The 12,224-nt window shown below is 72.4% G+C and carries 11 protein-coding genes; 4 read left to right on the forward strand and 7 right to left on the reverse strand.

Features of this window, described 5'->3' with window-relative positions; translation table 11 throughout:
* Positions 1–191 precede the first annotated feature (191 nt).
* Positions 192–857 carry a TetR/AcrR family transcriptional regulator gene (locus ACFV46_RS29185; protein WP_361922661.1) on the reverse strand — a complete coding sequence of 222 codons (666 nt, stop codon included), beginning with the start codon at positions 855–857 and terminating at the stop codon, positions 192–194.
* Between the two features lie 119 nt (positions 858–976).
* Here ACFV46_RS29185 and ACFV46_RS29190 point away from each other — a divergent pair, with 119 nt between their 5' ends.
* Complete coding sequence (locus ACFV46_RS29190; protein ID WP_376729865.1) at positions 977–1,903, forward strand: SDR family NAD(P)-dependent oxidoreductase; 927 nt, start codon at positions 977–979, stop codon at positions 1,901–1,903.
* A gap of 350 nt (positions 1,904–2,253) precedes the next feature.
* Here the strand turns inward: ACFV46_RS29190 and ACFV46_RS29195 are convergent, their stop codons facing one another.
* Both ACFV46_RS29195 and ACFV46_RS29200 read right to left on the reverse strand, forming a co-directional pair.
* Positions 2,254–3,609: an FG-GAP and VCBS repeat-containing protein gene (locus ACFV46_RS29195; RefSeq protein ID WP_385500446.1), complete on the reverse strand. Its 1,356-nt coding sequence runs from the start codon at positions 3,607–3,609 to the stop codon at positions 2,254–2,256.
* Positions 3,610–3,985: 376 nt separating this feature from the next.
* Complete coding sequence (locus tag ACFV46_RS29200; protein WP_151784691.1) at positions 3,986–4,747, reverse strand: phosphoglyceromutase; 762 nt, start codon at positions 4,745–4,747, stop codon at positions 3,986–3,988.
* A 177-nt stretch (positions 4,748–4,924) separates the two neighbouring features.
* On the opposite strand from ACFV46_RS29200, the gene ACFV46_RS29205 reads away from it, so the two are divergent.
* Positions 4,925–6,181, forward strand: a complete 1,257-nt coding sequence (locus ACFV46_RS29205; RefSeq protein ID WP_385500447.1) for an MDR family MFS transporter — start codon at positions 4,925–4,927, stop codon at positions 6,179–6,181.
* An 18-nt stretch (positions 6,182–6,199) separates the two neighbouring features.
* Here ACFV46_RS29205 and ACFV46_RS29210 read toward each other — a convergent pair whose 3' ends face one another.
* On the reverse strand, positions 6,200–6,652 hold the full coding sequence (locus tag ACFV46_RS29210; protein ID WP_385500449.1) for a DUF2000 family protein: 453 nt from the start codon (positions 6,650–6,652) through the stop codon (positions 6,200–6,202).
* Between the two features lie 49 nt (positions 6,653–6,701).
* Between ACFV46_RS29210 and ACFV46_RS29215 the strand changes: the two genes are divergently transcribed.
* A complete protein-coding gene (locus ACFV46_RS29215) occupies positions 6,702–7,499 on the forward strand; it encodes an AraC family transcriptional regulator (RefSeq protein ID WP_385500451.1) in 798 nt (265 codons plus the stop codon).
* On the opposite strand, the gene ACFV46_RS29220 is transcribed toward ACFV46_RS29215, so the two are convergent.
* The 3 genes from ACFV46_RS29220 to mshA all read right to left on the reverse strand — a co-directional run bounded on the left by ACFV46_RS29220 (position 7,478) and on the right by mshA (position 11,144).
* Positions 7,478–9,172 (reverse strand): glycosyl hydrolase family 28-related protein, encoded by a 1,695-nt coding sequence (locus tag ACFV46_RS29220; RefSeq protein ID WP_385500452.1) that lies wholly within the window; start codon positions 9,170–9,172, stop codon positions 7,478–7,480. The two genes, ACFV46_RS29215 and ACFV46_RS29220, sit on opposite strands and share 22 nt — an antisense overlap.
* A 141-nt stretch (positions 9,173–9,313) precedes the next feature.
* The gene (locus ACFV46_RS29225) at positions 9,314–9,814 is read right to left on the reverse strand and encodes a YbjN domain-containing protein (protein ID WP_361922623.1); all 501 of its coding nucleotides are present in this window, start codon (positions 9,812–9,814) and stop codon (positions 9,314–9,316) included.
* The gene (gene mshA, locus ACFV46_RS29230) at positions 9,807–11,144 is read right to left on the reverse strand and encodes a D-inositol-3-phosphate glycosyltransferase (protein ID WP_385500453.1); all 1,338 of its coding nucleotides are present in this window, start codon (positions 11,142–11,144) and stop codon (positions 9,807–9,809) included. Before mshA ends, ACFV46_RS29225 begins: the two co-directional genes overlap by 8 nt.
* A gap of 237 nt (positions 11,145–11,381) precedes the next feature.
* On the opposite strand from mshA, the gene ACFV46_RS29235 reads away from it, so the two are divergent.
* Entirely contained in the window at positions 11,382–12,200 is an 819-nt protein-coding gene (locus ACFV46_RS29235) for a class I SAM-dependent methyltransferase (RefSeq protein ID WP_376729859.1), read from the forward strand.
* The last annotated feature ends 24 nt before the right edge of the window (positions 12,201–12,224 follow it).

The raw sequence follows: 12,224 nt of genomic DNA on the forward strand, positions 1-12,224 counted from the left end.
GTCCGCATACTGGATGTATGCGGACGTTCCGACAACGCTGCGAGGTGCCGTAGCCGGCGTCGCGCGCCCGCCGGGGATTACGGGACAGCCCTTAGGGACGGGTGGGGTGGGAGCGGGCCGCTGCCGCTTGGGACGGCTGAGCAGGAAGAACGGCCGCGACCGGCTCTCCGGACCGCGGCCGCACGCCGCCCTCATCCGCGCGGGAGGACACCCAGCAGCATCGAGGTGAAGGCGGTCCGCAGGGCCTCGCGCAGCTCGATGTGCAGAACGCCGAGGGCGGGCTCCTCCGCATAGGCGGCGAGGACGCTGGGCGGCGGGGGGACGTACGACGACAGCGCGCCCGCCGCGGCGAGGCCCATCAGGCAGAACAGCTGGGCACCCTCGCCGAGTTCGGGCACATGGCGGCACAGCAGCCCGGTCGCGGCCTCGAGCCGGGCGAGGGAGGCGCGCTTGTGGCGCTTGACGACCTCGACGGAGACGTTGCGTTCGAGGACGCCGCCCTGGGCGCCGAAGAGGTCGCACAACACCGTACGGTCCGCGAGCGACCGGCTCAGGATCTCCGCGAGCTGGGCCGCCCGGACCTCGGCGCCGGCGTGCGCGTCGATCCCCTCGGCCAGCTCGCCCTCCAGCTCGGCGATCCAGCGGCCCAGGAAGTCGTCGAGGAGCTCCAGCAGGACCGCCTCGCGGGACTCGAAGTAGCGCAGGACGTTCGACTTGGCCAGGCCCACGCGCCGGCTGAGCTCGTTCAGGCTCAGCTCGGCCACCGGCATCTCGTCCAGCATCGCCGCCGCCGTGTCGAGGATCGCCCGGCGGCGGGCCTGTCGCTGCTCCTCGCTTCGCGCCCGCTGAAAAGTCACGCCTCAGCCTAACTTACGGACCACCGGTCTCTTGCTATCAGACCGGCGGTCCCTTACGCTCGACCCATAACAGACCGGCGGTTCGTTACAGCCGCCGACGGCGAGCCGAGGAGAAGGCGATGACCGTGACCGACAAGTGGACCGAACAGAACATCCCCGACCAGAGCGGCCGAGTGGCGATCGTGACCGGCGCCAACACCGGGCTCGGCTTCGAGACCGCCCGGATGCTGGCGGAGCGCGGGGCGAGCGTGGTCCTGGCCGTGCGGGACGCGGCGAAGGGCGAGCGGGCGGCCGCCCGCATCACCGGCGACGTCGCCGTCCAGGCCCTCGACCTGACCTCCCTGGACTCGGTCCGCGCGGCGGCGGCCGCCCTGCGCGCCGCGCATCCGCGCATCGACCTGCTGATCAACAACGCCGGCGTGATGTACACGCCAAAGCAGACCACCGCCGACGGCTTCGAGATGCAGTTCGGCACGAACCACCTGGGGCACTTCGCCCTCACCGGCCTGCTGCTCGACCGGCTCCTGCCGGTCCCCGGCTCCCGTGTCGTCAACGTCAGCAGTGTCGGACACCGCATCCGGGCCGCGATCCACTTCGACGACCTGCAGTGGGAGCGGTCGTACAGCCGCACGGGCGCCTACGGCCAGTCCAAACTGGCCAATCTGCTGTTCACGTACGAACTGCAGCGCCGGCTCGCCCCGCACGGCACCACGATCGCGGCGGCGGCGCATCCCGGCGTGTCCAACACCGAGCTGCTGCGCAACATCCCGGCCCCGCTGCGGGTGCCCGTCAGCCGCCTCACCCCGCTGCTGACGCAGAGCCCCGCGATGGGCGCCCTGCCCACCCTGCGCGCGGCCACCGACCCGGCGGTCACGGGCGGCCAGTACTACGGCCCGGGCGGCCGCGGCGAGATCCGGGGCTACCCGAAGCCGGTCGCGTCCAGCGCCGCCTCGCACGACGAGACGGTCATGCACCGCCTGTGGACGGTGTCGGAGGAACTGACGGGGGTGTCGTTCCCGGTGGGGCGGGTCGCGGCGGCGTCGTGAGCGGCGGGCGGTCCAGTACTTCGGAGGGTTGCAGCGGGACGCAGCGATGACCGGGTCCGCACGGCTGCCTCGGCACCGCTTCGGAACGGTGAGGTCCTTTCGACCGGACTGGCGAGGTGCTCAAGGGCCGGGGCTTCACCGGAGTTCGACGGCACGGGGCTCCGGCACATGCGCGGCGCGTCTGTGACCTTCGACCGGACGGAAGTCTGACTGACAACGTCGGACGTCACGTCGCCGTCCTCATCTCGGAAAGCTGAGCGCAAGGAGGACCCACCGCACCCGCCCGCATGCGACGAGCCCGGCAGGAGGCCGTTGCCGTCGCCACCGGGCCCGCCACCCGCACAGATCGCTCAGTCGCTGAACGCCCCGCCCATCTCGGGCAGTTCGGTCACTCCTGTCGCCGTCGGCCCGTTGGACGAACCGCGCAGGAGCACGCTCGGGTCCACCGCGCCGATCGCAAGGTCCGCCTTGCCGTCGCCGGTCACGTCGCGCACCCGCAGCGCGTAGCCGAAGGACTCGTACGAGTCGGCCGGACCCTGGACCGTCTGCGGGATCCACGAGGAGCGGGTACCGGTCAGGCCACCGGATCCGCCCCGGAACACGTGGACGCCGCCCTGGTCCGCCAGCCCGTTCACGTCCTCGTGCGGCACACCGACCGCCAGGTCCGCGTAGCCGTCGCCGTTGATGTCGCCCGCCGAGACGGCGTAGCCGAAGTTGTCGTCCGCCTCGGGACTGCCGGAGACACCGGAGCTGGCCTGGTTGTAGGTCATCGAGCCGCTCGGACCGGAGGACGTGCCGCGCCAGACGCTGACGATGCCCTTGCCGCCGTTGTTGTCGGGCAGGCCGACGGCGATGTCACCGTAGCCGTCCTTGTCGAAGTCGCCGATCGCCGCGGTCCACGGAGCGCTGGAGTACGTCTTGGAAGCGCCTGAAGTCAGGCCGCCCGAGGCGCCCTTCAGGAACCAGATGCGGGGAGCCGGCTTGTCGTCGATGAACTGCTCGCCGAGCACCACCAGGTCGGTTTTGCCGTCACCGTTGACCTTGCCGGAGGTGAGGCCGGTCGAATACCAGCCCTGTCCCTCCTTGTCGATCTTGCTGACACTCCCCCTCGTACCGGACTTGGTGAAGCCGCCGCGGTACAGCCAGGCCTCGTGACCACCGATCACCGCGAGGTCCGGCGAGCCGTCGCCGTTGAAATCGCCGGTTGCGAGGTCGCGGCCGAAGTAGCTGCCGGCGCCGGACTTCGGGGTCACGTTGGTGCCGCCGGACAGGCCGGACCGGGAGCCCCAGACGATGGTGACCGTGCCGCGGTACTGCGTGCTGTCGACCGTCTCCATCGGATTGCCGACGACAAGGTCCGCGTAGCCGTCCTTGTTGAGGTCGGCACTCGTCATCGACTCACCGAATGTGTCGTCCTCTTCGCCGGTGCCGGGGATTCCCGGGCTGTCCTGGTGGACCACCTGGGTACGAGAGGTGTCGAGGCCGCCGGCCTTGCCGTAGACGACGTTGACGGCGCCGCCCTCCCAGCCGTCGTCGCCGGAGATGCCCTGGTACCCATGGCTGTACGCCAGGTCCCGGTATCCGTCACCGTTGAAGTCGTCGTAGTGCTTGGCAACGGCCGCGGACGCCGGTGCACTCAAGGTGAGCGGCGCGAGGCCCCCGGCGAGGAGAACGGCCGCCAGGGCGGCCGAGGCGCGTCTGTGCATGGGGACTGGAGCTCCTTGTGTCTGGCCGAAACGATCACGCCGAGTCGGGGTCGCGACCGGTGGAGTCCCGCTGCGCATGCGAGGCACTGCGGGTGCCCGCCCTCCCGTGTCCACCAGGAGCTGGCCCCTGCTTCACCGGGTGGCCGGCGATCAGAAGACAGCCGGCGGACGACAAGGGTTGTACGTGAGCGCCGGGTTCTGACTCGGGTGACGAACCCGGCAGTACACCGGACGGGACATGACGGACGTCGGCAGCGGCTGAAGCCGGCTACAGAGCGCTTGCCGGGACAGGGCTTGCGGAGTGGACAGCCGCACCTACAGAAACAAGCCCCCTGCCCACGGGAAAACCGCAGGCAGGGGGCTTGTTCGTGGGCGATTACTTCTTCTTGCCCTGGTTCTTGACCGCCTCGATCGCCGCCGCCGCGGCCTCCGGGTCGAGGTAGCGGCCGCCCGGGGTGACGGGCTTGAAGTCCGCGTCCAGGTCGTAGGCGAGCGGGATGCCCGTCGGGATGTTGAGGCCCGCGATGTCGGCGTCCGAGATGCCGTCCAGGTGCTTGACCAGGGCGCGCAGCGAGTTGCCGTGGGCCGCGACCAGGACCGTGCGGCCGGTCAGCAGGTCGGGGACGATCGCGTCGAACCAGTACGGCAGCATGCGGACGACGACGTCCTTGAGGCACTCCGTGCGCGGGCGCAGCTCCGGCGGGAGGGTCGCGTAGCGCGGGTCGGAGAACTGGGAGAACTCGGCGTCGTCGGCGAGCGGGGGCGGCGGGGTGTCGTAGGAGCGGCGCCACAGCATGAACTGCTCCTCGCCGAACTCGGCGAGGGTCTGGGCCTTGTCCTTGCCCTGCAGGGCGCCGTAGTGGCGCTCGTTCAGGCGCCACGAGCGGTGGACCGGGATCCAGTGGCGGTCGGCCGCCTCCAGCGCCAGCTGGGCCGTGCGGATCGCGCGCTTCTGGAGCGACGTGTGGACCACGTCGGGCAGGAGTCCGGCGTCCTTCAGGAGCTCGCCACCGCGGACCGCCTCCTTCTCGCCCTTCTCGTTGAGGTTGACGTCCACCCAGCCGGTGAACAGGTTCTTCGCGTTCCACTCGCTCTCGCCGTGGCGGAGGAGGATCAGCTTGTACGGTGCGTCGGCCATGCCTCAGAGCGTAATCCACGGATTCGGGCCCCCGGCGGCCCCGCCCAGCAGGCGGACGGTTGACGGGATCTGTTAATCGAGTGGCTCTCGCCGACCCCGGCTTTGTAAGTTGCGGATGCCGTTCTGGCTACTTACATCCGCTGCCGGTGTCCGGCTCGTCCCGTGGGGGGATCCCTGATGTCACTCGCCGCCGTCAGACGCGCCACCAGGGAGACCGTCTCCGGGCTCCCCCGTGAGTTCTGGTGGCTGTGGACGAGCACCCTGGTGAACCGGCTCGGCGCCTTCGTCGCCACCTTCATGGCCCTGTACCTGACCCTGGAGCGTGGCCACTCCGCCTCCTACGCCGGTCTGGTGGCCGCGCTCCACGGCCTCGGCGGGGTGGTCTCCTCGCTCGGCGGCGGTGTGATGGCCGACCGGCTCGGCCGCCGGCCCACCCTGCTGATCGCGCAGTCCGCGACCGCGGTGTCGGTGGCGGTGCTCGGCTTCGTGCAGCACCCCGCGGCCATCGCCGCCGTCGCCTTCGCCGTGGGCGCCGCCTCGAACGCCTCCCGGCCGGCCGTACAGGCGATGATGGCGGACATCGTCCGGCCCGAGGACCGGGTCAGGGCTTTCTCGCTCAACTACTGGGCCATCAACCTGGGCTTCGCCGTCTCCTCCATGGCCGCCGGGTTCATCGCCGAGGTCAGCTACCGCGCCGGCTTCCTGCTGGAGGCCGGGATGACGGCCGTCTGCGCGGTCGTCGTCTTCATGAAGCTCCCCGAGTCGCGGCCCCAGAAGGCCGACACCGGCAGGCCCGGCGAGGCGACAGGGCTCGGGACCGTGCTGCGCGACCGGCGCTTCATGACGGTCGTCGGGCTGTGCTTCCTCGTGGCTCTGGTCTTCCAGCAGGGCGCGGTCGGGCTGCCGGTCGCCATGGGCGCGGCCGGCTTCTCCCCCGCCGACTACGGCCTCGCGATCGCCGTGAACGGCGTCCTGATCGTCGTGCTGCAGATCCCGGTCACCCGGTTCATCGAACGCCGGGACGCCGGCCGCATCCTCGTCGTGTCGTCCCTGGTGGCGGGCTACGGCTTCGGGCTCACCGCGTTCGCCGGGTCGGTCGGCGTCTTCGCGCTGACGGTGTGCGTGTGGACGATCGGCGAGATGCTCAACGCGCCCACCCAGACGAGCCTGGTCGTGCGCCTGTCCCCGGCCCACGGACGCGGCCGCTACCAGGGCGTGTACACGCTGTCCTGGTCGGTGGCGGCCCTCGTCGCCCCGCTGATGTCGGGCCTCGTCATCGACCACCTCGGCGCCGGCTGGCTGTGGGCGCTGTGCGCGGCCGTCGGCACGGTCGCGGCGGCCGGGTACGGCGTGCTGACGCGCTGGCTGCCCGCCGACGCGCCCGGCGCCACCGTCCCCGTCGTCGCGTCCGAGCCGGAGACCAGCGCGGCCTGACCCAGGTGGACAAGGTGCTCAGGGGTGCATCCGCGCCCCCTTGAGCACCTTGTCCACGGCGTTCTTCGGCCCGTGGACCGCGAGCCCCACCAGGTCCAGCTCCGCCGTCCCCACGGCCCGTACCGCCGCCCGGTTGGCGCCGTCGTGACCGGTGGCGAAGAGGTCGGAGGTGAACAGGGCGCGCGGCAGCGCGCGGGAGAGCGCGCGGGCGTGGGCGGCCGTCAGGGTCTCCTTGGTGCCCTCGAAGACCAGCACCGGCTGGCGGAACATCGGCAGGTAGGGGACGCCGTCCGCGTCCTCGTACGGCTCCCCGATCACCTCGGGTACCTGCGAGCCCAGGCCGCTGACGAGGAACGCGGTGACGTTCAGCCGCTGCCAGGTCTCCAGGTCCTCGCGCAGCAGCACGGCGATCTTGGTGTCGAAACGGACGGGGGCGGCCGCCCCGTCGTGCACGGGTGCTTCAGCGTTCATACGGCGAGACTCGCCGACGCCGTACGGCCCGGTCTTGTACGTTCTTTGCATGGGCACCCGCGAGGAGGTCAGCGCGTGGCGTCCCCGTGTCCCGGGCGTCACCGAGGTCTTCCACGCCCATTTCACCGACTACGCGTACCCGATGCACGTCCACGAGGCGTGGACGCTGCTCATCGTGGACGACGGCGCCGTCCGCTACGACCTGGACCGGCACGAGCACGGCACCCCGCACGACACGGTGTCCCTGCTGCCGCCGCACGTCCCGCACAACGGCTCCCCCGCCACCCCGCACGGCTTCCGCAAACGCGTCCTGTACCTGGACGGCACCCGGCTCGGCGACGACCTGATCGGCCCGGCCGTGGACTCGCCCGATCTGCGCGACCCGGTGCTGCGGCGGCGCGTCGGGCAGCTCCACGCGGCGCTGGCCCTCCCCGGCGACGAGCTGGAGGCCGACAGCCGGCTGACCCTCATCGGCGACCGGCTGCGCGCGTGCCTGCTCCCGAGGACGGCGGCCCCGGCCGGTCGCCGCGACCCCGTGCTCGCCCGCCGGCTGCGCGAACTCCTCGACGAGCGGGTGGTGCCGGGCATCGCCCTGGACGAGGCGGCGGCGCTGATGCAGGCCCATCCCACCCACCTCGTCCGGTCGTTCAGCGCGGCGTACGGCATCGCCCCGCACCAGTACCTGATGTCCCGCCGGGTCGACCGCGCCCGCCGGCTGCTCCTCGAGGGCCGGGCGCCGGCCGAGGTGGCCGCCGCGACCGGCTTCTACGACCAGTCGCACCTCACCCGGCACTTCCGCCGGCTGGTGGGCGTCACCCCGGGCCGCTACCGCGCCAGCGCGCGCTGAGCGTCGTGGAGATTGCGGGGCCGTACGACGTCGGTGGTGCCGTACAGCTCCAGGCGGGTGTGCAGGTCGCCCGTGAAGTCGGGCACGTCGATCTGGCCGAACTCACTGACCTCGTTGAGCCCGACGGTGGCGGAGTAGGGCGCGAGGCCGTCGAGGCGGATCATGCCGGCGCGGCCGTTCGTGACCCGCACGTTCCAGTGGGTGAAGCGCGCCCCGAACAGCGGTCCGGCGCTCGCGTCACCGCCGTGGCGGCCGTCGTTGAGGACGGTGATGTCGGTGCGGACGTTGGCGAAGGGCAGCCCGCGATGGCTGTCGAAGGTGCCCATGCGCATGTCTCCGCGCGACCAGACGTTGTGGGAGGACAGGCCCTCGACGTTGATGCCGTGCAGCTGGGTGTTCGCGGGGGCGGGGGTGGTGCGGGCCTCGATCGTGAAGTCCTCGACGAGGTTGTCGTGCGAGCCCTCGCGGCAGAAGTACGGGTGGTGCACGCCACGGCCCGCCACACGCGTGTGCGTGAGCGTGCAGGCGGAGGCGGCCACCAGGCCGAAGCCGTTGTCGACATGGCGGACCGTCACGTCGTGCACCCAGCAGTCGTAGGCGCACTGCAGGACGACACCGTTGTAGCCCTTGTCGAGCAGATGCGGCTGCTGCGGGGTCTCCACCGCCTCCAGGGTGAGGCCCTCCACGCCCGCCCCGGTCAGCTCCTCCACATGGGTGGTCAGCCGGGGGTCCCACTCGGGGCGCACGTCGAGCGGCAGCGGCCGTTCGAGGGTGACCTCGCGGCCGCGGACCCGGGTGACGCGCACCGGCCACTCGTAGGGCACGTACGAGGTCAGCTTCGTCTTGTCGTCCCAGGTGTACGCCTCGGCGCCCGGCCCGTCGCCGCTCATGTGCTCCAGCAGCGTGTGCCCGGCGTCGTCGGCGAGGCGCAGCAGCACGAGGGCGCCGGGGCGCAGCGCCGAGGGGTCGGCCACCCGTACCGTCCAGGAGCCTCGGCGGGCGGGGGCGACGGTGGTGACGGTGCGCCACTCGTCGCGCCGGTTGCCGGTCCAGCCCTCGAACGGCCAGTCCCGCGCGCGGATGGCGTCGGTCAGGGATCGCCAGCGGGCCTCGGGGGCCAGCCAGATCAGGCCGCCCGCCCAGGACCAGGACGACTTGTCGCCGCCGTAGCGGGAGCCGTAGACGCCGATCAGCTCGGTGAGGTTCTTCGTGGCGAGCAGGGTCGTACGGCCGCTGCCGGCGCCGCGCAGGACGACGTTCGAGTGGCCGACGCGGATCACGTCGTCGATGCGGAAGGTGCCGGGCGGGATGGTGACCGTGCCACCGCCGGCCCGTCCGGCGGCGGCGATGGCACGGTTGATCGCGGGGGCGCAGTCGGTCGTGCCGTCCGGCACGGCGCCGAAGGCGCGGACGTCGGCGACGACGCGGGGGCGGGGCCGGTGGCGGTCCCCGCCGCGCCGGCCCGCCCGGCCGATGTACGGGATCTGCGGGTGGGTGAAGGGGGTGCGGGTGAACTCGTGCCAGAGGGCGGGGACTTGGGGGGCGCCGGGTGCGGGGCCCGCGAGGGCGGCCGCCGGGGCCGTCGTACCCGCCGTCACACCGGCCGTCACGCCGAGTGCCACGGCCGTGGCTCCGCCGAGCAGGGCCCGTCTGGTGAGATGCGTGTCGCCCATGTCCGTACGCCCTCCATGCCGCTTTTCATGGATGTGAACGCTGTTCAGAAGTGCGTTGGGGCGTGAGCATGCCACGAGAGCCCTGCGACCGGAAGAGTGTGCGCGGGGTGAGGTTCTGCTTCAGGTGGGACGGAGCTGGCGTCAGCCCTCGGACTTACGGGTCAGGTGGCTGAACGCGTCCAGGTTGCGCGTGGACTCGCCGCGCGCGACCCGCCACTCGTACTCCTTGCGGATCGCGGAGGCGAACCCGAGCTCCAGGAGGGTGTTGAAGGCGCCGTCCGCGGCCTCCAGGACCTGGCCGAGGAGACGGTCGATCTCGTCGGGCGTGATCGAGGCGAGCGGGAGCCGGGCGGTGACGTACACGTCGCCGAGCCGGTCCACGGCGTAACCGACGCCGTACAGCTTGAGGTTGCGCTCCAGGAGCCAGCGGTGGACCCCGGACTCGTTCTCGTCGGGGTGGCGGATGACGAAGGCGTTCAGGGAGAGGGAGTGGCGGCCGACGATCAGGGAGACCGTCGTGGACAGCTTCCGCGTGCCGGGGAGCGTGACGACGTAGGTGCCCGGCTCGGGGCTCTCCCACTCCAGTTCGGCGTCCTTCAGTGCTCCCTCGACGACCTGCGCCGCCTTCTGTGCGTCAGCCATGGTGGGAGCGTACGCGACGGCGATACGTCTGGGCCGCGGCCGTGTAGACCTCCGCCGTGGCGGCCGCCGCGGTGTCCCAGCCGAACGACTGGGCGTGCCGCGCCGCCGCCTCGCCCATCCGCGGGCACAACTGCGGGTCGTCGGCGAAGGCGCGCAGCACGCGCGCGTAGGCGGCCGGACTGTGGCCCTCGACCAGGAAGCCCGTGCGGCCGTCGGCCACGGCCACCGGCAGCCCGCCCACGGCGGCCGCCAGCACGGGGGTGCCCGCCGCCTGGGCCTCGATGGCGACCAGCCCGAAGGACTCGCTGTACGACGGCATGACCAGCACCGACGCCGCCCGGAACCAGTCCGCGAGCTGGTCCTGCCCGACGGGCGGGCGGAACCGTACGACGTCCGCGATGCCGAGACGGGCGGCGAGCTTCTGCAGCCCTTCCGGCTTCGCCATGCCGCTGCCGCTCGGACCGCCGACGACCGGCACCAGGATGCGCGAGCGCAGCTCGGGACGCTCGTCCAGCAGGACGGCGACCGCGCGCAGCAGGATGTCCGGCGCCTTCAGCGGCTGGATGCGGCCCGCGAAGAGCGGGATCAGGGCGTCCTGCGGAAGGCCGAGGCGGGCGCGGGCGGCGGCCCGCCCGTCGGCCGGTGAGAAGCGGGAGAGGTTCACCCCGGGGTGGACGACGGCGACCTTGGCCAGGTCGGCGGCGTAGTGCCGTACGAGCTCGTCGGCCTCCTCCTCGGTGTTGGCGATGAGGCGGTCGGCGGCGTCGACGATCTGCGTCTCGCCGATGACACGGGCGGCCGGTTCGGGGGTGTCGCCGTCGGCCAGGTTGGCGTTCTTGACCTTGGCCATGGTGTGCATGGCGTGCACCAGGGGGACGCCCCAGCGCTGGGCGGCGAGCCAGCCGACGTGGCCGGAGAGCCAGTAGTGCGAGTGGACCAGGTCGTAGTGGCCGGGGCGGTGACCGGCCCAGGCCTGCATGACGCCGTGGGTGAAGGCGCACAGCTGGGCGGGCAGGTCCTCCTTGTTGAGGCCCTCGTAGGGGCCGGCGTCGACGTGCCGGACGAGGACGCCGGGAGCCAGCTCGACGACCGGGGGGAGGTCCGCGGCGGTCGTCCGCGTGAAGATCTCGACCTCGATGTTGATCGCGGCCAGGCACCGCGCGAGCTCGACGATGTAGACGTTCATGCCGCCGGCGTCGCCCGTGCCGGGCTGGTGCAGGGGTGAGGTGTGCACGGAGAGCATGGCGACCCGGCGGGGGCGGCGGTGCAGCCTGAGCCGGGAGGGGGCCGCCGGGGAGCGACGCCCGAGCCTGCTGACGTACTGGCTCACGTGGCGTTCCTCCTTGGCCTGCGGGCATGCCGGACAGAGGGGTATGACGCCCTCCAAGGCGGTGCAACGCCGGAAGACGGGGTTCCCATTCCTGGCGGGGCGGTTTTTGCCGAGGCGTTACCGGGTGTCGGTCAACCGTTCGACGTCGGGGTGCGTCACCGGGACCGGGTTCCCCACGCGCGGGGGCCCATGCGGCGACCTCATCGGGGGGTGCGCCCGGCCTTTACCCTCGTATCCATGACAGCCCGCGCAGCCCACCGTCCCGTGGGATCGGTGACGCGCGGCACCACCAACCCCAACCGGCTGCGGCGCATGGACCGCTGGATCGCCCACGCCCACGGGGCCGAGCTGCGCCGGGCCGCCGCCCCCGTGGCGGTCGACCTCGGGTACGGCGCCGCCCCGTGGACCGCCGTCGAACTGCTCGGCCGGCTGCGGGCCGTCGCGCCCCGGGTGCGGGTCGTCGGCGTCGAGATCGAACCGGCCCGGGTCGCCGCCGCGAAGCCGTACGAGGCGGACGGGCTCGTCTTCCGGCACGGAGGCTTCGAGATCCCCCTCCCCCAGCGGCCGCATCTCGTGCGCGCGGCGAACGTGCTGCGCCAGTACGACGAGGGCCAGGTCGCCGAGGTCTGGGAGCGGCTGTGCGCCCGGCTCGCCCCGGCCGATCCGGCGACCGGCTCGCGGGGCGGACTGCTGGTGGAGGGGACCTGCGACGAGATCGGGCGCCGGCACGTGTGGGTGGCGCTCGGCCCGGAGGGGCCGCGCACGGTCACCTTCGCGACCCGGCTGGGCTCGCTGGAGCGGCCGTCCGACCTCGCCGAACGGCTCCCGAAGGCGCTGATCCACCGCAACGTCCCCGGTGAGCCGGTGCACGCCTTCCTGCGGGACTTCGACCGCGCCTGGGCCGCCGCCGCGCCCTACGCCTCCTACGGGGCCCGCCAGCGCTGGATCCGGACCGTGCGTCAGTTGACGGCGGACTGGCCGGTGACGGACGGCCCGGCGCGCTGGCGCCAGGGCGAAGTCACCGTGGACTGGGCGGCGTTGGCGCCCCGGAGCTGACCCCTCCGGTCGCGGGAGGCGGCC

The organism is Streptomyces sp. NPDC059852 (assembly GCF_042731455.1).
GTDB lineage: Bacteria > Actinomycetota > Actinomycetes > Streptomycetales > Streptomycetaceae > Streptomyces.